The sequence below is a fragment of the Empedobacter sp. UBA7252 genome (assembly GCF_002472765.1).
Taxonomy (GTDB): domain Bacteria; phylum Bacteroidota; class Bacteroidia; order Flavobacteriales; family Weeksellaceae; genus Empedobacter; species Empedobacter falsenii_B.
Window position 1 is genome coordinate 71,469 of the sequence record NZ_DKSQ01000011.1, and the last position, 21,428, is coordinate 92,896.

The 21,428-nt window shown below is 31.8% G+C and carries 20 protein-coding genes, 3 tRNA genes and 1 riboswitch; of the genes, 6 read left to right on the plus strand and 17 right to left on the minus strand.

Going from position 1 to position 21,428, the window contains the following annotated elements; genetic code table 11:
* Positions 1 to 19 precede the first annotated feature (19 nt).
* The 4 genes from B2X73_RS02685 to B2X73_RS02700 are packed head-to-tail and all read right to left on the minus strand — an operon-like array spanning position 20 to position 4,732.
* Complete coding sequence (locus tag B2X73_RS02685; protein WP_291095641.1) at positions 20 to 1,591, minus strand: DHA2 family efflux MFS transporter permease subunit; 1,572 nt, start codon at positions 1,589 to 1,591, stop codon at positions 20 to 22.
* A 21-nt stretch (positions 1,592 to 1,612) separates the two neighbouring features.
* Positions 1,613 to 2,806, minus strand: coding sequence for an HlyD family secretion protein (locus B2X73_RS02690; RefSeq protein ID WP_038332984.1), 1,194 nt, complete (start codon positions 2,804 to 2,806; stop codon positions 1,613 to 1,615).
* Between the two features lie 11 nt (positions 2,807 to 2,817).
* A complete protein-coding gene (locus B2X73_RS02695; RefSeq protein ID WP_286494765.1) occupies positions 2,818 to 4,113 on the minus strand; it encodes a TolC family protein in 1,296 nt (431 codons plus the stop codon).
* A complete protein-coding gene (locus B2X73_RS02700) occupies positions 4,103 to 4,732 on the minus strand; it encodes a TetR/AcrR family transcriptional regulator (RefSeq protein WP_280062831.1) in 630 nt (209 codons plus the stop codon). The genes B2X73_RS02695 and B2X73_RS02700 overlap by 11 nt, the downstream gene beginning before the upstream one ends.
* Positions 4,733 to 4,837: 105 nt before the next feature.
* Between B2X73_RS02700 and B2X73_RS02705 the strand changes: the two genes are divergently transcribed.
* From B2X73_RS02705 to B2X73_RS02715, 3 genes are all read left to right on the plus strand, one after another.
* A complete protein-coding gene (locus tag B2X73_RS02705; RefSeq protein ID WP_125349609.1) occupies positions 4,838 to 6,109 on the plus strand; it encodes a DUF2851 family protein in 1,272 nt (423 codons plus the stop codon).
* Entirely contained in the window at positions 6,110 to 6,331 is a 222-nt protein-coding gene (locus tag B2X73_RS02710) for a PspC family transcriptional regulator (RefSeq protein ID WP_125349608.1), read from the plus strand. It begins immediately after the preceding gene.
* Between the two features lie 133 nt (positions 6,332 to 6,464).
* Positions 6,465 to 7,664 carry a helix-hairpin-helix domain-containing protein gene (locus tag B2X73_RS02715; RefSeq protein ID WP_286494764.1) on the plus strand — a complete coding sequence of 400 codons (1,200 nt, stop codon included), beginning with the start codon at positions 6,465 to 6,467 and terminating at the stop codon, positions 7,662 to 7,664.
* Between the two features lie 85 nt (positions 7,665 to 7,749).
* Here the strand turns inward: B2X73_RS02715 and B2X73_RS02720 are convergent, their stop codons facing one another.
* The 6 genes from B2X73_RS02720 to B2X73_RS02745 all read right to left on the minus strand — a co-directional run bounded on the left by B2X73_RS02720 (position 7,750) and on the right by B2X73_RS02745 (position 16,096).
* Entirely contained in the window at positions 7,750 to 10,662 is a 2,913-nt protein-coding gene (locus tag B2X73_RS02720; protein WP_291047143.1) for a M16 family metallopeptidase, read from the minus strand.
* Between the two features lie 71 nt (positions 10,663 to 10,733).
* Positions 10,734 to 11,111 (minus strand): fluoride efflux transporter CrcB, encoded by a 378-nt coding sequence (gene crcB / locus B2X73_RS02725; RefSeq protein WP_125349605.1) that lies wholly within the window; start codon positions 11,109 to 11,111, stop codon positions 10,734 to 10,736.
* Entirely contained in the window at positions 11,111 to 11,317 is a 207-nt protein-coding gene (locus tag B2X73_RS02730) for a hypothetical protein (protein ID WP_125349604.1), read from the minus strand. The genes crcB and B2X73_RS02730 overlap by 1 nt, the downstream gene beginning before the upstream one ends.
* Positions 11,318 to 11,387: 70 nt before the next feature.
* The gene (locus tag B2X73_RS02735) at positions 11,388 to 12,956 is read right to left on the minus strand and encodes an NAD(P)/FAD-dependent oxidoreductase (RefSeq protein WP_219033725.1); all 1,569 of its coding nucleotides are present in this window, start codon (positions 12,954 to 12,956) and stop codon (positions 11,388 to 11,390) included.
* Between the two features lie 113 nt (positions 12,957 to 13,069).
* The gene (locus B2X73_RS02740) at positions 13,070 to 14,263 is read right to left on the minus strand and encodes an aminopeptidase C (protein WP_221854144.1); all 1,194 of its coding nucleotides are present in this window, start codon (positions 14,261 to 14,263) and stop codon (positions 13,070 to 13,072) included.
* A 234-nt stretch (positions 14,264 to 14,497) separates the two neighbouring features.
* Entirely contained in the window at positions 14,498 to 16,096 is a 1,599-nt protein-coding gene (locus B2X73_RS02745) for a hypothetical protein (protein WP_257467997.1), read from the minus strand.
* A gap of 138 nt (positions 16,097 to 16,234) precedes the next feature.
* Between B2X73_RS02745 and B2X73_RS02750 the strand changes: the two genes are divergently transcribed.
* A complete protein-coding gene (locus B2X73_RS02750) occupies positions 16,235 to 16,546 on the plus strand; it encodes a DUF3817 domain-containing protein (RefSeq protein WP_219033722.1) in 312 nt (103 codons plus the stop codon).
* 118 nt (positions 16,547 to 16,664) lie between these two features.
* Here B2X73_RS02750 and B2X73_RS02755 read toward each other — a convergent pair.
* The 3 genes from B2X73_RS02755 to B2X73_RS02765 form a co-directional block, all read right to left on the minus strand.
* Positions 16,665 to 16,737 (minus strand) — tRNA-Gly (locus tag B2X73_RS02755).
* Positions 16,738 to 16,763: 26 nt separating this feature from the next.
* Positions 16,764 to 16,847 (minus strand) — tRNA-Leu (locus B2X73_RS02760).
* Positions 16,848 to 16,879: 32 nt separating this feature from the next.
* Positions 16,880 to 16,952: transfer RNA gene (locus B2X73_RS02765), tRNA-Gly, on the minus strand.
* 142 nt (positions 16,953 to 17,094) lie between these two features.
* On the opposite strand from B2X73_RS02765, the gene B2X73_RS02770 reads away from it, so the two are divergent.
* The gene (locus B2X73_RS02770) at positions 17,095 to 17,409 is read left to right on the plus strand and encodes a hypothetical protein (protein WP_291095643.1); all 315 of its coding nucleotides are present in this window, start codon (positions 17,095 to 17,097) and stop codon (positions 17,407 to 17,409) included.
* A 63-nt stretch (positions 17,410 to 17,472) separates the two neighbouring features.
* Positions 17,473 to 18,189: a DUF2071 domain-containing protein gene (locus B2X73_RS02775; RefSeq protein WP_280036699.1), complete on the plus strand. Its 717-nt coding sequence runs from the start codon at positions 17,473 to 17,475 to the stop codon at positions 18,187 to 18,189.
* 1 nt (position 18,190) lies between these two features.
* Here B2X73_RS02775 and cobC read toward each other — a convergent pair whose 3' ends face one another.
* The 4 genes from cobC to B2X73_RS02795 all read right to left on the minus strand — a co-directional run bounded on the left by cobC (position 18,191) and on the right by B2X73_RS02795 (position 21,360).
* Positions 18,191 to 18,751, minus strand: a complete 561-nt coding sequence (cobC, locus tag B2X73_RS02780) for an alpha-ribazole phosphatase (protein WP_221854147.1) — start codon at positions 18,749 to 18,751, stop codon at positions 18,191 to 18,193.
* Entirely contained in the window at positions 18,736 to 19,512 is a 777-nt protein-coding gene (locus B2X73_RS02785) for an adenosylcobinamide-GDP ribazoletransferase (RefSeq protein ID WP_221854148.1), read from the minus strand. Before B2X73_RS02785 ends, cobC begins: the two co-directional genes overlap by 16 nt.
* On the minus strand, positions 19,506 to 20,525 hold the full coding sequence (gene cobT / locus B2X73_RS02790; protein ID WP_291047138.1) for a nicotinate-nucleotide--dimethylbenzimidazole phosphoribosyltransferase: 1,020 nt from the start codon (positions 20,523 to 20,525) through the stop codon (positions 19,506 to 19,508). Before cobT ends, B2X73_RS02785 begins: the two co-directional genes overlap by 7 nt.
* A gap of 102 nt (positions 20,526 to 20,627) precedes the next feature.
* Positions 20,628 to 20,741, minus strand: a riboswitch (cobalamin riboswitch).
* On the minus strand, positions 20,737 to 21,360 hold the full coding sequence (locus B2X73_RS02795) for a hypothetical protein (protein WP_291052891.1): 624 nt from the start codon (positions 21,358 to 21,360) through the stop codon (positions 20,737 to 20,739). (Overlaps the previous riboswitch by 5 nt.)
* Positions 21,361 to 21,428: the final 68 nt, after the last annotated feature.

Genomic DNA, 21,428 nt, shown 5'->3' on the forward strand with positions numbered 1-21,428 from the left:
TTAAAATAATTATTCTTTTTTAATGTCCTGCACTGATTACTTTACCTGCTCCTTTTTTGATAAAGAACAGAATAAATGGAATACAGATTAGGAAAACTACACCCAAATACAAGAAAACATCCATATAAGTTAACACAGTTGCTTGTTTGGTAACTTGTAAATCGAGTAGGTTATAGGCTTTATTTAATGCTTCATTTGGGGCAAAACCTTTACTAATGAAGCTCATTTGTAAATTCTGAATATGTTTTTGTACATCAAAATCGGATGTATCAAGATGCGAAACTAAATTTGTTCGGTGTCCAACTGTCCAACGAGAAATAAATGTTGTAATAATCGCGATACCAAAAGATCCTCCTAACTGACGCATCATTCCTGTAAAGGCAGCTCCTTCACCAATTTGTTGCCCTCTCAAACTTGAAAGTGAAAGTGTGGTAACAGGTACAAATAATAATCCCAATCCAACTCCACGAACAATTAATGGCCAAAAGAAATGCTCGGAACCTGTGTCTGGTGTTAAGATTTTGTATGACCAAAAACTGTAACAGAAAAAGATAAAGAATCCTCCTGCAACCATGTATTTTGGTGGTACACCTTTTTGTAACATTGTTGCGATGATTGGCATCATGAATGCAGTCATCAACGACGAAGGAATTAATAATAAACCTGCATCAGTTGCAGTCCATCCTAAGATTGATTGTGTATAAATTGGAATAATGAATGTCGATCCATATAATCCAAATCCTAAGATGAAGGATAAAATAGTACCAACTGCTAAGTTGCTATCTTTCAGTACACGTAAATTTACAATTGGATGTTTGAAAACTAATTCTCGCCAAACAAATAAAATGAATCCGAAGAAACTTGCGATACACAAGGTTACAATTGTCGAATCTGAGAACCAGTCGTCTTGTTGTCCGTGTTCTAATACATATTGTAACGATCCAACTGCAATGGCTAACAAAATAATTCCCAAGAAATCGACTTGACTTAGTTTTGATTTCTCTGCATATTTTGGGCTACGAACAAATGATATCGTTAACAATACGGCAATAATCCCGATCGGAATATTGATGTAAAATATATATGGCCAAGACCAATTATCAATAATATAACCTCCTAAAGGCGGACCAAGCGTAGGACCAACAATAACTCCCATTCCATAAATTGCCTGCGCTAAACCACGCTTTTCGGGTGGATAACTTTCGGTAATGATGGTTTGCGAAGTTACCAACAGTGCTCCACCACCAAGTCCTTGAATAAATCGGAACAAGATAATTTCCCACAACGTTGTTGCATTTCCACAAAGAAATGAGGCAACTGTAAAAATGATAATCGAAGCCGCAAAATAATTGCGTCGTCCAAATTGTTGCGACAACCAGCTGGTCATCGGTACTACAATTACATTGGCAATTGCGTAAGCGGTAACCACCCACGCAATATCAGTTAAAGAGACACCCAAACTACCTTTCATGTCATTCATCGCAACGTTAACAATTGTTGTGTCAACAATCTCTAACAATGCACACATGATGGCGGTAATGGTGATGATTACACGTCTTGCACCATATTCAACTAAATTATTTTCTTCCATAATTTTTCTGAATAGGTGTTATTACTTTGCAGAAGTATTCGATTTTAAAAGAATATCAGCTTCCACGTTCATACCTGGACGAATCATTTTCAACATTTCGTCTTTTTGATCGATAAATTCGATTTTAATAGGAAGACGTTGAACTGTTTTTACGAAGTTACCAGACGCATTATCTGGAGGTAATAACGCAAATTTAGCACCAGTTGCAGGAGATAAAGACGTTACTTTCGCTTTGAATTCGTGGTTTGGATATGCATCTACTTTGATGATGGCTTCTTGTCCAACTCTAATTTTTTCTAATTGAGTTTCTTTGTAATTTGCCACAACCCAAATATTATTTGTAGTCACAATATTAAACAAAGATTGACCAGCTTGAACCAATTGTCCTGGTTGTAAATTAATTTTAGAAACTTGTCCATCTTCAGCTGCAATTACATACGTATAAGACAAATATAATTTTGCATTATCGATGTTTGTTTTGCTTTGACCTATTGCTGCTTCCGCTACTTTTATTTGTGCTTTTGAAGCATCAGCTTGCGCTTTCGAAGTGTTCACTTGTTTTGCTGTAGCTTGCGCTTGTTTTGCTGTAGAAGCTAATTGAGCACGAGAAACACCTAATTGTTCTTGTACAATTCGCAATTGCTTTTCAGCTGTTTCTTTTGCTGCTAAAGCTTGCTCGTATTGTTGTTTTGTGATCGATTGATTTTGGTATAATTTATTGTAACGATCAAAATCATTTTTCGTTCTCCAAACTTGTACTTTTGCTGCTTCTACATTTGCTTGAGCTGTATTAACACTTGCTTGAGCTGTTTCGATTGTTGTATTTGCTGCAACAGCACCAGCTTCTGTCACTCCAATTGCTGCACCAGCTTGAGAAACACCTGCGTGAGCAACTCCTAATTGACCTTCTGCTTGTAATAGAGCATCTTGCGATTGTTGCAATTTCAAGGCAAATTCAGATCCGTCCAAAACAACTAATGTATCACCTTTGTGAACCATTTGGTTATCTTCTACTAAAATCTTCTGAATGTATCCTGAAACTTTAGGTATAACAGGTGTTATTTTTGATTCAATTTGTGCATCATCAGTAATTTCGTGCGCTTGTCCGTGTAAATATTTATAAACTCCATATCCACCTCCAAGGATGATTAATGCTCCTAAAACGATGATAAATTTTGAATTTATTTTTTTCTTTTCTTGATTATTTTCTTCCATATCGAGAGGTGTTATTGTACGTTTTCTAATAAAATTCCTGTAGTATAGTAATATTCGTAGATCGCTAATTGTTCGTCAGCATCTCCGACAACTTGATTGATTTTTGCTTGCAATTGTTGTACATCTGCTTCTAATAAATCGTCTGTATCAGCCAATCCGTTGTCATTTTTATCTTTTACAATTCTGTAGTTTTCGTTCGCTTGTTCTACAGCTTCTTTGTAAACATTATTTTTCTTTTTTGCTAAATCATACTTTTGAAAAGCTTCGTTCATTTCAACTTTAGCTTTATCAATTGTCGTTTCTTTTTGCATCTCATTTTCTAATTTCTGAGCTTTTGCAATTTCAACTTCTGCTTTATTTTTATACAAAGAAGATAAATCATATTTCAATCCAACACCAACATTTGTTGCATTTGTAACCGAAGCAACTTTATCAATATCCATCGCAATATATCCAGCTGAAACCGCTAATTGAGGGTAATAAGCTGCTTTCGCAATTTTGATTTGACTATCAGCAATCTGATTTTTTACATCATATGATTTAACATCTGTACGATTGACGTAATCTTGAGAATTTTGATTGATGGTTTTCAAGGTTTCTACATTATCAACATGAACGATTTTACTTTCGTCTTGTCCAGTCAATAAATTCAATCGGTAATTAATGTTTTTGTATTGCGTTTCGGCTTCATCAATTGCAACTTGCACATTCGATGCTTGTAATTTTGCTCTCAACAAATCATTTCTCGCGATGATTCCGTTATCCAAAAAGTTTTGAAAATCTTTCACACGTTGATTTGCTCTCACTAAGTTTTCATTCAAAACATCGATAGAACGTTGCGTTTTGTACAATCCAAAATATAAATTAATAGCTTGCCAAACCACATTTTCTTTTGTTGCTTCGATTTGTAAGTTTGATAAATCAACCATCAATTCACTGCTTTTGATTGCATTTTTAATTTTAAATCCAGCAAAAACAGGGACAGAAGCACTTGCTTGTCCTAATAATAATTGGCTCGGTTCAACTCCCATTCCTCCACCAGAAGATTGCATCGGAAGTTTGATGTCTACATTTGTTGTCGTAAACAAATGCATGTATTGTCCACTCAACGAAATGTCTGGTAAACGATTGTTTTTCGCGCTTTGTACTTTATACTCACTTGTATTTTTAGCAGCTTCGGCAACTTTCACAGATTTGTTGTTCTGCAAACTTTGTTGAATAACTTCCTGCAAAGAAACGTTGGTTTCCTGCGCATGAGCGAAAGTAGCAACAACTAAACAAATCGGTAAGAAAATTTTATTTTTCATCGTATAGTAAAATTGCTTTTAAAGAATCTATTAAATAAGGGTAATATTCTTCGTGAATATGTTCTGTAAACTCTTCATGAGAAGATAATCCCCATTGTTTCATATATGTTTTTTCGTTCAAAATCAAATAAGATGTTCCACCAATAACTACCATTACAACAGCTTCGGCAGGAGCTTTTCTTTTAAAAACGCCTTCAGAATATCCTTCACTAATAATATTTGTGATATATTCTAAATTTTTTGTTTTTAAGTCATTGACTTTACAATCAATTTCTAAAATTGAATCTCTTTTCGAATATTCTCTTGCCATAATTCGATGAAATTCAGGTTTATCCAAAATTCTATTCAAATAAGCTTTTAGGATTGACTGTAACTTTTCAAATGGAGAAAGTGTAGAATTTTGTGAAATTGAGGCCAATGATTCATTGAAAGTTGTGATACGCCAACTAAATAAATTCTCGACCAATTTATCTTTTGATCCAAAATAATAGCTAATCATCGCAATATTAATGTTTGCTTCTTTTGCAATTTCTCGAACACTTGCAGCATCAATTCCTCGTCTTCCAAAAACTCGTTCAGCCGCGCCCAAAATTTCTATTTGCTTCTCACTTAATTTCATCTTATAAAAATTGAACGCGCAAAGTTAAACAAACGTTTAATTAATTTAAAAAAAATAAGTATTTATTTTAATGATTTTTTATAATTCATTGATTAACTTTTGTCTATGAAAGAAATTTTTCTACATCATATTTGGAAATTGAATCAATTTTCACATCAAAGCTTACAAACTTTTCATGGAGATTTCATTGAAATTGTGAAAGTTGGAAAGTTAAACCATCATGCTGGGCCAGATTTTTTGGAAGCAGAAATCATCATTGGCGATAAATTGTGGATTGGAAGTGTCGAAATGCATGTCAATTCTTCGGATTGGAATTTTCATCAACATTCGAATGATTTATCGTATCAAAATGTGATTTTGCATGTTGTATGGAATCACGATTGTGAAGTTGATATTTTGCGTCAACGTAATGTACAAACTTTGATTTTACAAGATTTTGTAAAACCGGAAATTGTTTTTAATTATCAAAATATTATTAATTCTAAGTTGGATAAAATTTATTGTGAAGAATTTTTAGATTCAATTGATTTGAAGCAATTTTCTTTTTGGTTTGAACGAATTTTAATCGAACGTTTCGAAGAAAAAACAAACGATATTGTACAAATTTTAGAACACAATAATTCCAATTGGGAAGAAACATTGTTCAAAAGTTTGGCAAAGAATTTTGGATTAAAAGTTAATGTAGAAACTTTTGAGATTTGGGCAAATTCTTTTCCGTTCAAAGTTTTGCAAAAAATACAATTTAATGCCCAAAAAGTTGAAGCCTTGTTTTTTGGACAAGCCAGTTTTTTAGAAGAAAACTATGAGAATGATTATTCTAAGCAATTAAAAAACGAATATCAATTCCTGAAAAATAAATATCAATTAGAATCAATTGAAAATAGTTTGTTCCGATTTTCGAAAATGCGACCAATTGGTTTTCCGACGATTCGTTTGGCGCAATTAGCATCGATTTATGTGAATTATCAAAGTTTGTTTTCTGAAATTATTCAGCCAAAAAATTTGAAAGAATTTTATAAAATCTTCGAAAATTTGGAATTAAATTCTTTTTGGGAAACGCATTATACATTTAAGAACGAATCAAAATTTCAACTCAAAAATCTTTCAAAAGATAAAATAAATAATTTGCTCATCAATTCTATTATTCCGATTCGTTATGCTTTTGAGCGACAAAAAGATGAGGTAGAAATTGATTTTTATTTGGATTTATTAAATGAAATGGAAGCGGAAAATAACTCGATTTTAGATGAATTTGAACGAATTGGTTTTGAAAATAAAACCGCAAAAGATTCTCAACAATTAATTCAACTTAAAAAAAGATATTGCTCCGAAAAAAAATGTTTAAATTGCGCTATCGGACAACAAATTTTACGTTAAATGAAAGATCAAATTAGGAATTTTACTGAAACAGAATGGTTTAATGTGATTTCGCGATTTGCAGACAAATTGGGAATTCGCGTTGCAAAATTACGTTTGATTTTCATTTATTTAACCTTTGCAACTTTCGGTTTAACCTTTATTGGTTATTTTATTATGTTATTCTTTTTTTGGGTAAAAGATTGTTTTGTTATCAAACGAAAATCGGTTTTTGATTTGTAAAAAATATTTACAAATACTTAAAACCTTTTATTAATTTTAGATTTCTTAATTTGTTAAATATTTGATGGTTATGTCGTTTTCGATATCGTGAGTGTTTGATAAGGATATTATTTTCACTTCTTTTCCAACCAAGATGAAATATTTAAAAAAATCTACTTTTTACCTGAATAAATCGCAAAGATTTGGCTTGTATTTATTATTTGTTTTGATTTTGTTATTTGAGATTTTTCAACATATTTCAGTTGAAAAAGAAACATATCAATTATCAGAAGCAGATAAAGCTTTGCTAGCAAATTATCAAAAAACTCCGAAAAATTATACATTTAATTCTACTTCAAATAAACAAGTAAAAGATTCAATCAAACCCTTTAACCCAAACGAATTATCTTTAGAAGATTGGATGAATTTAGGGTTTTCGGAACGTCAAGCCGAAGTCATTTTGAAATATAAAGGAATTGTTGGCGGAGAATTTACATCGAAAGAACAGCTTAAGAAATGTTATGTTATCGATGAAGGAAAGTATAATGAATTAGCTCCTTTTGTTCTTTTACCAGAACAATCTAAATCGAGTTTTATAGATTATTCATCACCAAAAACTAAAATAGTTTACAAAAATTTCAATCCAAATGATTTGCCACAACAAGGCTGGGAAAAACTTGGTTTTTCGCCAAAACAGGCAGAAATAATCATGAAATATAAACAGATTGTTGGAGGAAAGTTTACCTCGAAAGAGCAATTGAGGAAATGTTTTGTGATTGATGATGCGAAATATGCAGAGATGAAAACGTATATTTTGTTACCAGAAAAATCAAAGGAAGATGAAAAAAATGAGAAAAAACAAAGTGGCAAAAAGATTCAATATGTAAAATTTAATCCAAATAGTTATTCTGAAAATGATTGGCAAAAAATAGGTTTTTCGTCTAAACAAGCTGCTTCAATTATGAAATATAAAAATATTTTGGGAGGTCAGTTTAAATCGAAAGAACAATTGAAAAAATGTTATATGATTTCGGATGAAAAATATGCAGAAATGGAATCTTATATTGATTTACCTGAAAATGTAATTTATAAAGCTGAGCAGCCAAAAGTTGAACAGTCAAAAAGTGAAGATAAAGTAGCAGAAAAAATAGAAATAAAAGGTAAGTTTAATCCAAATAATTTGAGTCATGAGGATTGGATAAAACTCGGTTTCACAGAGAAACAAGTAAATACGATTCTTAATTTTAAACGTTCGTTAGGTGGGAGTTTTAAAGATGCAAAAACATTGAAAAGATGTTATGCGATAAGTGAAGAAAAGTTTAGGGAAATTGAGCCTTATTTGGTTTTTGAGTGATTATTCATTCATAGGTTAGTTTTAAAAAATAAACGCGTTATAGGATTTCCTAAACGCGTTTATTGGTTTTTATAATTTCTGATTATTAGTAGTTAAACAGCTCTTCTAACGTTAATTCTTTTACTTGTCCAAGTTTTTCAACAGATGGCCAATCTAAGTTTTCTTTCTTACCAATTAAACCAACATTGAAGTTTTGACCTTTGATATGTTTTTGGAAAAATTGATCCAATTGTTCTAATGTTAATTTAGATGTTTGATCGTAAATATCTTTATTGATATCATAATTTAGACCTTTATCTTGTAATGATAACCAATAAAAGAACACATTTGCTTTTGTATAACGACTTGTAGCGATTTGCTTAAGTGCTGCTTGTTTAGAATTATTGAATTGATTTTCTGCTTTTGGCATATTATTCATTAATTCTTTCATTGCGTCAACAGCTTGTGGCAATTTGTTTGCTTGTGTTCCAATTACAGCTCTTACATAATTGTAATTATCTTTTTTATTTGCATTAATGTAATAAGAACCAGCAGAATAAGCCAATGATTTAGACTCGCGAATTTCTTGGAAAACGATAGATGACAAACCTCCACCAAAATACTCATTGAAAATTCCTGTAGATGTCAACAAAGTTGGATCATATTTAGTATCACGAGCAAAGAAATTAATTTCCGCTTGTACCATATCGTAAGGAGCAAAATATACTTTGCCATCTGTAGCTGGTTGTGGATATTCTTTTTTCTTAGGATAATCTAAATTTTTCCCGAAATTATGATTTTGTTCAATTGCTTTTTTCGTTTCCGCTTCATTATTTCCGTAATAGAAAATTTGGTGCTTGTAATTAAAGAAATCTTTGATGATTTGCGTTAATTCTTTTGGATCAATAGCTTTCAAATCAGCTTCAGAAATAATATCTCTCGAGCGATTATTTGGTCCATATTGCGCATAAGTGTTCAACAAAGAAGAAATCACGTTTTTGTTCTTTTTTGAATTTTCTCTTGATTTCAAGATTGTTTTCACATATTCTTGGTAAGATTCATTATTTGCAACGGCATCACTTAAAAGATGTTCAAATAATTTGATTCCGCTTGTTAAGTTCTTTTGTAAACCTGTGATATAAACAGAAGTTCTTTCTGTACCAGGATTAACTCCATAATCAACACCAATTTTATAAAACTCTTTTTTCAAGTTTTCTGGCGAATATTTGGACGTTCCTAAATAATTTAAGTAATTAATCGCTAAACCAAGCTTTTTGTTATTGTCTGATCCCATATCCGCGATATAGTAAACAGAGCTAATATCGTTTGTCTTGTTCTGAATCGAAGTGAATTTTGCATTCTTGATTTTACTTTCGTTCAATTCTTTTTTGAAGTCAACAAAAACTGGTTTAATCTCACTTGATTTAATCTTCATGAAATCTTTGTACCAAGTAGATTCAGCATCACGATTCAATTGAATTGGCGTAATTCCAGGATTCGAAACACGTACCAAATCCTTGTTTTCACCTTGACGTTTGTAAACAATTACATAATTATTCGTATAATTATTCTTTGCAAAGTCCATTAGTTCTTGCTTTGTTACACGACCCATATCATCGTATTGATCGACAACTTCTGCCCAAGGAACATCATTGATATATGATTTGTACAAACTTGCTGCTAAAGAACGAGTATTTTCCCAGCTTTTCATACGAGATTTTCTTAAATCATTTACAACTGCTTCTATCATCCAATCATCAAATTCCCCTTTTTTGATTTTTTCAATCTGAGCAATTAATAAATCACGTACTTCTTCTAAACTTTGTCCCTGTTTTGGAGATCCAGAAAAAGAATGCATACCATAATCTCTAAAGAAAGAAGAAGAGCTTCCTGCTCCTAATGTTTTTTGCTGTTGATTGATATTTAAGTCGATTAATCCAGCTGTAGAATTACTTAAAATATAATCAATTAATGTTACATATTTTGCATCAGAACTTTTTGCTCCGTTAAAACGGTAAGCAAACTGAACACGTTCCGAAGATGGACTAAAAACTTCGCTTGTTACAATTGTTTTAATCGGCTCTTCTTTTGCAACATATTGTGCAGGAGCTGCTTTTGTAGCATAATTTCCAAAATATTTGTCAATCATTGGAACAGCCGTATCAAAATCGAAATCACCAATCAACATCACAGCCATATTGCTCGCTACATAATATTTATCGAAATAATTATGAATTGCAACCATTGATGGATTTTTTAAATGTTCTGAAGTTCCAATAGTTGTTTGTGTTCCGTAATGCGATTTTGGAAACAATGTTTCCATCATTTTATAAAAAACTAAACGTCCATCATTGTCTTGTGAACGATTAAATTCTTCGTAAACGGCTTCTAATTCAGTATGAAAAAGACGTAAAGTTAATTCACTAAAGCGCTCAGATTCTACTGTTAACCATTTCTCTAATTCATTATTCGGAATATTATTATGATAAATTGTTTCTTCTAAAGATGTATGTGCATTAGTTCCTGATGCTCCCAAAGATGAAATTAATTTATCGTATTCGTTTGCCACAGCATATTTGGATGCTTCTTGCGAAACTTGATCAATTTTTTTATAGATTTCTACTTTTTTTGCAGGATCTTTTTCTGCTTTGTGCTGTTCGTATAAATCTGAAATTTGTTGGATCAAAGGTTTTTCAACAGCCCAATTTTGTGTTCCAATTTTAGAAGTTCCTTTAAAAACCATATGCTCTAAGTAGTGAGCCAAACCAGTATTGTCTTCTGGATCGTTGTTAGAACCTGTTTTTACAGCTATATGAGTTTGGATTCTTGGTTCGTCTTTTATTTGAGCCAAATAGATTTTCAAACCATTTTTTAGCGTATAAATTCTTGTATTCGAAGGATCATTTTCTACCATTTCGTAGGTATATCCTTTATTGTCAGTTTTTTTCACTGTTTTTAATTGTGCGTGAGTAAATACAGAACCAAAAATGATTCCGCAGATCAAAATAGATTTCCTCATGTATTAATTTTTTAAGTTGCTTAAAAGTAATACATTAAAACGAATAAGAGAAAACTATTTTCGATATAGAGTTATTTTGTTAATCTAAAACCAATCATTGTAAAGAGTAAACCAATGAGTACACTCAAAAAAATATAAATAATTGGTGTGATGTAATTTTGTTGTTGAATTAAGTTGAAATTTTCATACGAAAAACTTGAAAATGTCGTGAAACCTCCACAAAATCCAGTTATCAGTAAAAAATTGAAATAGGTATTTCCTAAACCATTTTTGATTGAATATCCATATAAAGTGCCAATCAAAAAACAACCGATAATATTTGTCAAAAACGTAGCAAATGGAAAAGGTTGTGAATAATATTTTCCGATTCCGTACGAAATTAAAAATCTTGCAACACTACCAAAAGCGCCACCTAAACCGACAAATAGTATAGATTTTAAGAGATTCATTAAATTCTATTAACAATTTTAATTAAAGCTAAAAATAGTAAAATGATGAATGAAATAATTCCTAAAAAGAATAAACCTAATCCAAAATAAGCAATTGTAATTGTTCCAATATTCCAACCGATTAAGTTGATTGAATAACCTATCAAAATCAGTACTACTGAAATCAATAAAAATTTGAAATTATTTACTTTTTCTAAATTCATCATTCCTAAAGATGTGAAGCTAAAACAAGTTCAGCTTGACATCTGTATTTTATTTTGAGTATTAAATATAAAACTATTTTCCGATAAAATTCTTCACAGCAATTGCAACTTTTGCTCCGTCCATTGCGGCAGAAATAATTCCACCAGCGTAACCAGCTCCTTCAGCGCAAGGAAATAAACCAGCAACTTGCGTATGTTCTAAGGTTTCTTCATTTCTCGGAATACGAACAGGCGAAGAAGTTCTTGATTCTGTTGCCACAATATTTGCATTTTCGGTATAGTAACCATTCATTTTTTTACCAAATGTTTGGAAACCTAATTTCAAAGATTGATGAACTTCTTTTGGTAAAACTTCGCTCAATAAACCTGATGTTAAACCTGGTAAATACGAGCAATCATTTAATGAATTGGATAATTTCCCTGAAACAAAATCAGTCATTCGTTGTGCGGGAGCTTTTAATTTACCTTCACCAACTTGCCACGCTTTTTGCTCGACCATTTGTTGAAACTTCATTCCACCCAAAGGTCCAGTAAAACCATATTTAGCAAAATCTTTTTCATCAACTGTTACAACCATTCCCGAGTTTGCAAAGAATCCGTCACGTTTAGAAGGTGACCAACCATTTACTACCAATTCTCCTTCGTCTGTAGATGCGGGCGCGATAATTCCACCGGGACACATACAAAAAGAGAAAACGCCGCGACCTGCTTCTTGAGAAACTAATGAATACGAGGCTGGCGGAAGAAATTCGTTGCGTTCTGTTCCGATTGGACAATGATATTGAGCAGAATCAATCAAACTTTGGTGATGTTCTACACGAACGCCTAATGCAAAAGGTTTTGCTTCGATTAAAACTTTCTTTTCATCTAACATTCTGAAAATATCACGAGCCGAATGTCCCGTTGCTAAGATCAAAGAAGAAGTTTTAATTTTTTTATCATGATTAATTTCAATTCCTTTGATTTGATTATTCTCGATGATAATATCCGTTAGTTTTGTATCAAACCAAACTTCACCACCACATTCGATAATTGCTTCGCGCATGTTGGCGATAATCCCAGGTAACTTATTTGTTCCGATATGTGGATGCGCTTCTTGTAAAATACGCTCTGTTGCACCGAAATGGACAAACCATTGCAATGATTTCAGAATGTTTCCACGTTTTGTAGAACGCGTATATAATTTTCCGTCCGAATAAGTTCCAGCGCCACCTTCGCCATAACAATAGTTTGATTCAGGATTTACTTTTCCTTCTTTATTCATTGCTGCTAAATCACGACGACGATCACGAACATTTTTACCACGCTCGATGATAATTGGTTTTAGACCTTGTTCTATTAATTCTAACGCAGCAAATAATCCAGCAGGACCAGCACCAGCAATATAAACTTCGTGTTTGTTTTCTACATTTTGAAGATTTGGATGAAACTCGAAAGCATCAGAGAATTCTTCATTTACAAAAACATTGACTTGTAATTGGGAAATAATATTTCGGCTTCGTGCATCTAAAGAGCGACGAATAATTTGGTAAGCATTGATATTCTCTGGTTTTGTTTTAACAGCAGATGCTAAACGTTGTTTCAGAAGTTTCTCGTTTGCAGCTTCTGTAGGAGATATGCGTATTGTTACATTTTGAGGCATATTTATTGACTAAAAATTAGACTGCAAAAGTACATCAAACCATTTGAAATATTCGTTTTTAAACAAAAAAAGCTGTCTCATAAGACAGCTTTTCATTATTATATAAATTAAGATTATAATCCTAATTTTTTCAACGTTTGTTTTTGAACACCGTTTTTATGAACTAAAATATTTGTTGTTTTGTACTGAACAAAAGCTTTTGTTACATAAAGATATCCTTCGTAATCGTTAGTTAAACCCCAAGAGTTTTTCACGATGTAGTAATCTTTTCCGTTTTGATCTTTTGCAATACCAACAATGTGCATTCCGTGGTCATCAGTCGTTTGGTAATCATCAAAAGCAGCCTGACGCATATCTTCTGTAATTACTTTTTCTGGTTTTGGACCTTTGAACATATCTGCTTTTTGTTGCGCATTCATATCTGCAAAATCAACTTCTGGTACATACGCTACACCATTTTTCCAGCTAAATCCTTTTTCAGAAACGTCTGTTGCCCAAGCAACTGTAAATCCGTTTTTCAAAGCATAATCAATGTTATCAGTCATCTCTGTCATCGGAACATTGTAGAAAGATTCGTACGCCCAGTTATCAGGAATCGCTAATACAAACGGTTTGTAATAGTCGTGATCTTTAAAAGATGTAATCGCAACATAATCGTTTGGATTAATTCCTACCACTTGATCAGCAAATGTACGTGGTGTGTATTTTTTTCCGTTGTATGTGAATTCTTTTGGATATTCTCCTAAATAGCTATCCAAAACAGCTGTATAGGCTTTCTCCCAGTTTGGAGTTAATTTACCATTTGGATTTGCAACAACCGCTTTCAAAACTCCTTCTTGAATTGCAGCCATTTCACCAAATTGATTTGTTTTTGTTCCGTAATTCAAACCTGTGTAAGTTTCAGTTGGAACAGCTCCGTATTTTTTGATTGTATTCAAAACATCATAGAAAGAACCTCCGTCACCTAAAGTTGTTGCACCGTGCATGCGAACATATTGTTTTCCTTTCTCAACATATGTATTTCTCGCATTGAAAATTGGAGACAATTGAATAGGTTGTTTTCCCATTCTTAACATTTCTGATTCGAAGAAAGAATTTCCTGAATATGACCAACAAGTTCCTGATGAACCTTGGTTTTCTACTGGAGTTTTAGCTAAATTGATAACGTCAGTAAATTTGAAAGCTTCTTTACTATTTTCACTAACATTTTTGTTCAAAGAATTAACTAAATTGTCTTGTGCAGACACCAATTGAGCTGAAGCTAAAAATAAAGCTGAAGCTAAAACTGGATAAAAAATTTTACGCATTTTTAAATTTATTTTGTGTGAGTATTTTATAAGTAGCTAATTTCACGAAAATGTTAACAATAAACCTATAAAAATTTAAAGTTTTTTTAATAAAAATTCTTAGTATTCATTCACACAGTACGTTTGGTAAATTAAAACAGACTTGTTTGTGATAAAAGTTTCTTTACGGACATTACAAACAGATATGATTTAAATAAATGTAGGTTACAGATAAATAAACTTTGTAATGTTTTTTTAAAACTGGCTTAATATCCCAAAGTGGATTTTAGATTCTTTAAAATCGAATGAAGTTTCGTCTGTTTTACCAACTGCATAACTCAAATTGAAAATTCCCATTTTAGTTAAAAAAGAAATTCCAGTTCCTAAACTTAACAAAGACGTATTCAGATTTGCGCGTTTGTTATCTATAAAACCATAATCGGCGAAAAGTCCAATATAGAATGCTTCGCTTGGAACAAAACGATAATCTGCACTCAAAAATCCGTACATATTTGTTGTAATACTTTCTTCGTTAAAACCTCTAAAACTTCCGAAACCACCAATTCTGTACAATTCGTTTTCGGAGAAATCATCGTCTTTCGTGAGCAAACCTCTAAATTCTGCACCAGCTTTTAAGAAATGTTTTTTGGACAATTCGAATAAACGAAATGTTTTTAGACCAACTTCAATTTGATTGACGGTTTTATTTTCCAAATCTTCTGTCCACGAAAAATTCTTTTCCTTTTTACGAATCGAATTTACCACAACATTCAACATAGATTTTCCTTCCATCAAACGAAAAGGATGTTTCAGGAAATAGTGATAACTCAAACCAAAACCAATTTTCGAATAATCGTCGTAGCTCGATTTTAGATAGGAATCATCTTCCAACAAAAAGTTAGACGATTGTATAATTCCGCTTACACCAATATTCGAGTTGAGGTTGAGTTGATAAAATAATCGCTCCGAAAAATCTAAATTCACAAAAACAGAATCTTGTTTGAAAAGCTTGAAATTCGTTTCCGAACCAATCGCAGATTTGAACAAATAAGGTACTTTAACACCAATATTCAACGACGTATTTTTATTTGCTGTTCCAATCCAATTTAACCTGATTTCTTCCAAACTATTGAACACGTTGTTCAACGAAAGTTGTACATTTCCGTTCAATCTAAAATCGCCGTTATCATCTGTTCCAAAACCTAAAACACCATCAAAATAATTTGAATTTACTTTGCGAGGATACAAATATAAAATCGTAGAATCAGGCTTAAATAAAGTTTGTGGTAATTGCGCTTCTGCAATATAATTGGTTTGTTGCATTAATGTCGAAATTGTTGCCAACTTCTGTTCATTGTATACTTCGCCAGTTTTTATATTGAGTCCATGACGCAAATAACCTTTGGATAATTTTTCGTAACCAACCAATTTTACACCATCTATTGTTCGCAGATTTCCTTTGTCTAAAACCAATTCAATTTTCTGTTCATTTTGTTCAAAACCATTTGGAACAAGTTTTATTTGCGCAAACGGATAACCTTGATTAGTGTTGGTTGTTGCTATTTTATTTAGAATAGAATCTAAATTATTTGTTGGGAAATAATTATTTTTATTTTCGAACAATTCATTGTTTTTCACCCAAATTGTTTGGTACAATTTTCCTTTATTTAGATAAACTTTTTCATTTTTTATCGAATCAATCGTCAAAGTATAATAACCTGTTTTTTGAAGCGAATCTAAAGATGAATCAAGATTTTTGCTTTCGAAATCTTTTGTATACGATTTTGTATCATCATTATATCGTAAAAAATGATATGTTTTTTCTTGTCCAAAAAGTAAAATAGTTTGGATCAAAAAGAAGAATATGTAGCCTAAAAATCGCATTGTTGCTTATAATAACGTATAAAATAGATGTTAAGTATTTGTTTTACTGATATCTATTAGTGTTCATGTGGAAATTAAAAATTATTTTTGACTTCAAATTTAAGATGAATGTTGAAATTATTTAAAATTACTGGATATTTAGAAGCTATTTCTGCGATAGTTTTGTTTTTTATCGCAATGCCAATGAAATATATTTGGGAAGATCCGACATGGGTAACATACGCAGGACGCGTACACGGAGGATTGTTTATAGCTTATATTATATTGGTTTATTTATTGAAAGAAAAATACAATTGGTCTTGGAAAATTTTTATGATCTTTTTTATCGCAGCAGTTATTCCTGGAGGAACAATTTGGGCAGAAAAAAGATTAATCGAAGGCAAAAAATATAAACAAATGTTGGCTGAAGAAGCGAAATAAGACAACGATTAGATAAAAAAGTAAAACCTTAAACGTGATTGTTTGAGGTTTTTTTATGTTTTAGGAATCAAATTTTTCTAAATAAAAAAAGCCGAAGATTAATCTTCGGCTTTTACAGAGCGGGAAACGAGACTCGAACTCGCAACATTCAGCTTGGAAGGCTGACGCTCTACCAATTGAGCTATTCCCGCGTAAATTTTCAAATCAAATTAAAAAGTACCTCAGGCGGGACTTGAACCCGCACGTCCTAATGGACACAGGATTTTAAGTCCTGCGTGTCTACCAATTCCACCACCAAGGCAAAATTTGATTTTTGAATTTAATATTTCAAAGAGCGGGAAACGAGACTCGAACTCGCAACATTCAGCTTGGAAGGCTGACGCTCTACCAATTGAGCTATTCCCGCGTTGTGAGTGCAAATATAAGGTCATTAATATTACTTTTGCAAGTGTTTTTCGAATAAATTTTACAACTTTTTTCTAATAAATTAATTTTGAAATATTTGACTTGTTGATTTTTTTTGAGAAATTAGGGAATTGAATTATTTTATGGAGAAATTATTTATTTTTTGTGGTGTTTTTCTTCTTGTGATGAGTTGTAATTCTAAGAAAAAGTTTGAATCAGATAAATGGATTCCTTTTGAGGAAGGAGTTTACGGACAAAATTATCGTTATAAGATGTTGGATGATTTGGTTAATAATGTTTTAAAATTTGATTCATATAATTCAAATGGAACTTCAAAAAATGAGGTTTATAAATTGATTGGTAAGCCTGATGAAATTTTAGATAAAATGGAGGTTTATTTAATTCAAGAAAAAATTGGTAAAATTGATCAAAATGGAGAAATTAAACTTTATTTATAATATAGTGATAATTTGACGTTGAATTATTGGAAAATACAAGAAACAACTTACAAAGAATAAATTATGAAAATCCCTACAATTTATGGTATTATAGAACGTAGAATGTTAATCAATTTTTGTGTAGAATCACACTATATTGAGACGATTTTACCTCAACCTTTTCGTCCAAAATTGTACAAAGGAAAAGCAATTGCTGGAATCTGTTTGATTCGATTAAAAGATATAAAACCAAAAGGTTTACCTGATTTTGTAGGAGTGAATTCTGAAAATGCAGCGCATCGAATCGCGGTTGAATGGGAAGAAAATGGTGTGACAAAAGAAGGTGTATATATCCCGATGAGAGATACTTCTCTAAAATTGAATACGCTTGTTGGTGGTCGAGTTTTTCCTGGGAAACATTATTTTGCGAAGTTTAATGTTATAGAAGAAAACGATAATTATCATTTAGATTTCACGAGTTCTGACGATACACGAATTGAAATTGATGCAAAAAAATCTGTTGAATTTAATTCGAATTCGATTTTCGAAACGTTGAATGAAGTTTCAAAATTCTTCGAGAATGGTTCTGTCGGTTATTCTCCAAATGGAAATAATTTTGAAGGTCTAAAACTCGAAACCTATAATTGGGGAGTAGAACCTTTGGAAGTTTTACATGTGAAATCAAGTTTTTTTGAAAATGAAACAATCTTTCTAAAAGGTTCTGTTCAGTTTGATAACGCAATTCTGATGACCAATATCGAACATGAATGGAAGTCGTTAGAAAAGATAAAATGTTTGTAGTTTATTCTTTGCTCAAAATAAAATCTTCCTCATTTGTTTTTCCTAAATTAAACTGAAACATTTCACCATAATTTATAGGTATTTTGAATGCATTTTTGATTGGTATTTGCAACAAATAACACCACATCAAACGGATGATTCCACCATGTGCAACAATCAGCACTTTTTCGTGTTGAGCATTTCGTAACTCGTCCATAAAATCAAAAAGTCGCGTAGAAATATCTTGCATTGATTCGCCGTTTGGTGTTTTAGTTTCGACAAAATCGGCGTACCAAGGTTCTATTTCTTCCGAAGGAATTTCGTTCCACGATTTCATTTCCCAATCTCCAAAATTGAATTCTTTTAATCGTTCATCAAAAATAATTTCATTCGAGAAAGTTTCTGCTAATCGTTGACAGCGACTCAGTGGACTTGAAAAAATTATCTCAAAGTCGTTTTCGATCTTAGTATGAATTTGTACTACTTCTTGATGAAAAGTATCAGCTAATTCCACATCAGTTTGTCCGTAACAAACCGATGAAGGAACATTAACTTTTGTATGTCGAATTACAGAAACTTGCATAGAATTAAAACGCCAAGATAAAACAAAACTTCGGTAACTTGTTGCACAGTTCCCAAGCAATCGCCTGTATATCCACCAATATATTTTTTGAAATACCAGCCCAAATAAACTTTTCCTATGTAACAAAGTGGTAATATCAACAAGAATTTCCATTCGCCAAAAACAATAAAAGGCACAAGACAGAAAAGAAAACTAATGATAAGATTTTTTATTGGAAGTGCTTTATTTGCCATCGGTTTTGATTTACTTTTGTCGATATCTGTCACATATTCGTGTGTATAAATCATCATTCCAGAAAAAAAGCGACTAACCGAATGTGCTGCAATCAAGCTGAAAATTATCAACCAAAAATTATTTTCTGCAATATGTTGAAGTGATGTGAATTTCAATAACAACAATAAGATAACACCAATTACACCATAAGCTCCAATTCGGCTATCTTTCATAATTGTCAAGATTTTTTCTTTGCCATAACCACCTCCAAAACTATCGCAAACATCGGTGAAACCATCTTCGTGAAAGGCTCCAGTCAACAAAACGCTTGTAATCATTGTGATAATAATGGCGATATCAATAGGTAAAATAAATTGACAAATCATATAAATCAATGCATTAAAAGCGCCAACCAATAAACCAATCGCTGCATAGTATTTCTGTGATTGATTCATGATTTCGTTGCTATATGGAATTTTGAACGGAATCGGAATTCGCGTAAAAAACATCAATGCGGTTAAAAAATAAGTGATTTCTTTTTTTAGCATTTCACTTTAGTTTCTTTGTTACTCACGCCTGCAGAGTCGAAACTCGCCATATCATTGTAGAAATTTACCGCACTTTTGATAATTGGATAAGCCAACGCACACCCCGTTCCTTCACCAACTCGCAAATTGATGTTCAGAATTGGTTCTTCGTTGAAATAATTTAATAAATATTGATGTCCAGATTCATCACTTTGATGACAGAAAATTGTATTGTTTAAAATTTCTGGATTTAATTTAGACGCAACCAAAATCGCAGACGAAGCAATATATCCATCAATCATCAACAACATATTATGTTCATAAGCAGATAACATTGCAGCTGTCATTTGAGCAACTTCAAAACCTCCAAAAGTGGCTAAAATTTCTTTTGGATCAGTAATTTTCCCATGTGTATTCTTCGCTTCATTTAGAATATTGATTTTATTTTGTAATTGCTCATCATTCAAACCTGTTCCACGTCCTACACATTGTTCAAGCGGTAAATCGGTTAAATAGTGTACAAGCATCGATGCAGAAGAAGTGTTCCCAATTCCCATTTCGCCAAAACCAATAATATTTGTTCCATTTTGAGCGATTTCGTTCACAATTGTCTTCGAATAATCAAAACATTGTTCCAATTGATCTAAGGTCATTGCAGGTTCGTGCAAGAAATTTTTGGTTGATTTGGCTACTTTACAATTTTTCAAAACCGAATAATCCTCGAAATCATAATTTACACCAGCGTCAACAATCGTTAAATTAATCTCATTTTGATTACAAAAAACATTAATAGCTGCTCCATTATTTAGGAAATTTAAAACCATTTGAGGCGTAACTTCTGCTGGATACGCACTAACACCAGATTGTGCAATTCCGTGATCGCTTGCGAAAACGATTAGATGAGGTTTTATTAATTCTAAATGATTTTTTTGCTGAACCAAACCAATTTTAAGTGCGATTTTTTCTAATAAACCTAAAGCTCCAAGCGGTTTTGTTTTAAGATCAATAATGTGTTGAATTTCTTCTTTTTGCATTTTATACTAAACTAAATTTTAATAAAAAAATGCTTTCGAAATCAAGTGCAATCAATTCAACAAATAATAAAAATATATGTAGTTTTGATTGAGCTTCAATCGCGAAAGCATCATCTAAAAAGTGGTCTGGCTTATAGTTTTTCTCTACTTACAGTTGCGCGACAGCTCGAGATTTGCACTCGATTCCCTTTTGTGCAAGCAAGGTAATAAATTATTTTTCTGGGACAAAATTTTCATCAATCACTATATCTCCCATCAAAACGACTTGCTCTTCAAAATCAGAAGTGTTTAAATTAACTTTATTCGGAAAATTTTTAAATGAATAAGATTTATAAACTTCTGAATTTATTTCATTTGAAGCTAATCTTAGGTTAAGTTCAGTATTTTTTAAAGTCTCAAATTGTATTGTATATTCCTCGCCAACGTTTAATTTACTTTCTACTAATTCATCATTAATTAACAAACGATATGTTTTGATTTCTAAGTTAGAATTTCCAAAATTAACTTTTATTTTGAATTTTATTTTTTCTTTTTGAATCGAATCATTTTTTGCAACTAAAGGTTCTGTACAATTTGGTTTATCCTGTCCATTTGTACATGAATTTAATAACCCAAAAGCAGAAAAAATCATGACATTAGAAATCGTTTTCTTAAAAAGATTTTGACCTAATTGACTTGGATGAAAAATACCACAATGAACGTTGCTTTTCTGAAATTCATTCGAAATTTCGTCATTTGTCAAATTAGAAAAGTCAGTGATTTTATGTTGACATTTTGCATAGAAATTTTCGTTTGTTAATTTCTCTTTGCAAGGAATTGGAATTGTGATTTTCATATTTTTTAAAGTTTAGATTTATAATAGAGATGATTTTATGAATAAAAAGGTTGGTTTTATTTTTAGAA

Excerpts from the sequence above, each read along its gene's own strand:
- B2X73_RS02685 (WP_291095641.1), bottom strand. The coding sequence starts at position 1,591 with ATGGAAGAAAATAATTTAGTTGAATATGGTGCAAGACGTGTAATCATC.
- B2X73_RS02690 (WP_038332984.1), bottom strand. The coding sequence starts at position 2,806 with ATGGAAGAAAATAATCAAGAAAAGAAAAAAATAAATTCAAAATTTATC.
- B2X73_RS02695 (WP_286494765.1), bottom strand. The coding sequence starts at position 4,113 with ATGAAAAATAAAATTTTCTTACCGATTTGTTTAGTTGTTGCTACTTTC.
- B2X73_RS02700 (WP_280062831.1), bottom strand. The coding sequence starts at position 4,732 with ATGAAATTAAGTGAGAAGCAAATAGAAATTTTGGGCGCGGCTGAACGA.
- B2X73_RS02705 (WP_125349609.1), top strand. The coding sequence starts at position 4,838 with ATGAAAGAAATTTTTCTACATCATATTTGGAAATTGAATCAATTTTCA.
- B2X73_RS02710 (WP_125349608.1), top strand. The coding sequence starts at position 6,110 with ATGAAAGATCAAATTAGGAATTTTACTGAAACAGAATGGTTTAATGTG.
- B2X73_RS02715 (WP_286494764.1), top strand. The coding sequence starts at position 6,465 with ATGAAATATTTAAAAAAATCTACTTTTTACCTGAATAAATCGCAAAGA.
- B2X73_RS02720 (WP_291047143.1), bottom strand. The coding sequence starts at position 10,662 with ATGAGGAAATCTATTTTGATCTGCGGAATCATTTTTGGTTCTGTATTT.
- crcB (WP_125349605.1), bottom strand. The coding sequence starts at position 11,111 with ATGAATCTCTTAAAATCTATACTATTTGTCGGTTTAGGTGGCGCTTTT.
- B2X73_RS02730 (WP_125349604.1), bottom strand. The coding sequence starts at position 11,317 with ATGATGAATTTAGAAAAAGTAAATAATTTCAAATTTTTATTGATTTCA.
- B2X73_RS02735 (WP_219033725.1), bottom strand. The coding sequence starts at position 12,956 with ATGCCTCAAAATGTAACAATACGCATATCTCCTACAGAAGCTGCAAAC.
- B2X73_RS02740 (WP_221854144.1), bottom strand. The coding sequence starts at position 14,263 with ATGCGTAAAATTTTTTATCCAGTTTTAGCTTCAGCTTTATTTTTAGCT.
- B2X73_RS02750 (WP_219033722.1), top strand. The coding sequence starts at position 16,235 with ATGTTGAAATTATTTAAAATTACTGGATATTTAGAAGCTATTTCTGCG.
- B2X73_RS02770 (WP_291095643.1), top strand. The coding sequence starts at position 17,095 with ATGGAGAAATTATTTATTTTTTGTGGTGTTTTTCTTCTTGTGATGAGT.
- B2X73_RS02775 (WP_280036699.1), top strand. The coding sequence starts at position 17,473 with ATGAAAATCCCTACAATTTATGGTATTATAGAACGTAGAATGTTAATC.
- cobC (WP_221854147.1), bottom strand. The coding sequence starts at position 18,751 with ATGCAAGTTTCTGTAATTCGACATACAAAAGTTAATGTTCCTTCATCG.
- B2X73_RS02785 (WP_221854148.1), bottom strand. The coding sequence starts at position 19,512 with ATGCTAAAAAAAGAAATCACTTATTTTTTAACCGCATTGATGTTTTTT.
- cobT (WP_291047138.1), bottom strand. The coding sequence starts at position 20,525 with ATGCAAAAAGAAGAAATTCAACACATTATTGATCTTAAAACAAAACCG.
- B2X73_RS02795 (WP_291052891.1), bottom strand. The coding sequence starts at position 21,360 with ATGAAAATCACAATTCCAATTCCTTGCAAAGAGAAATTAACAAACGAA.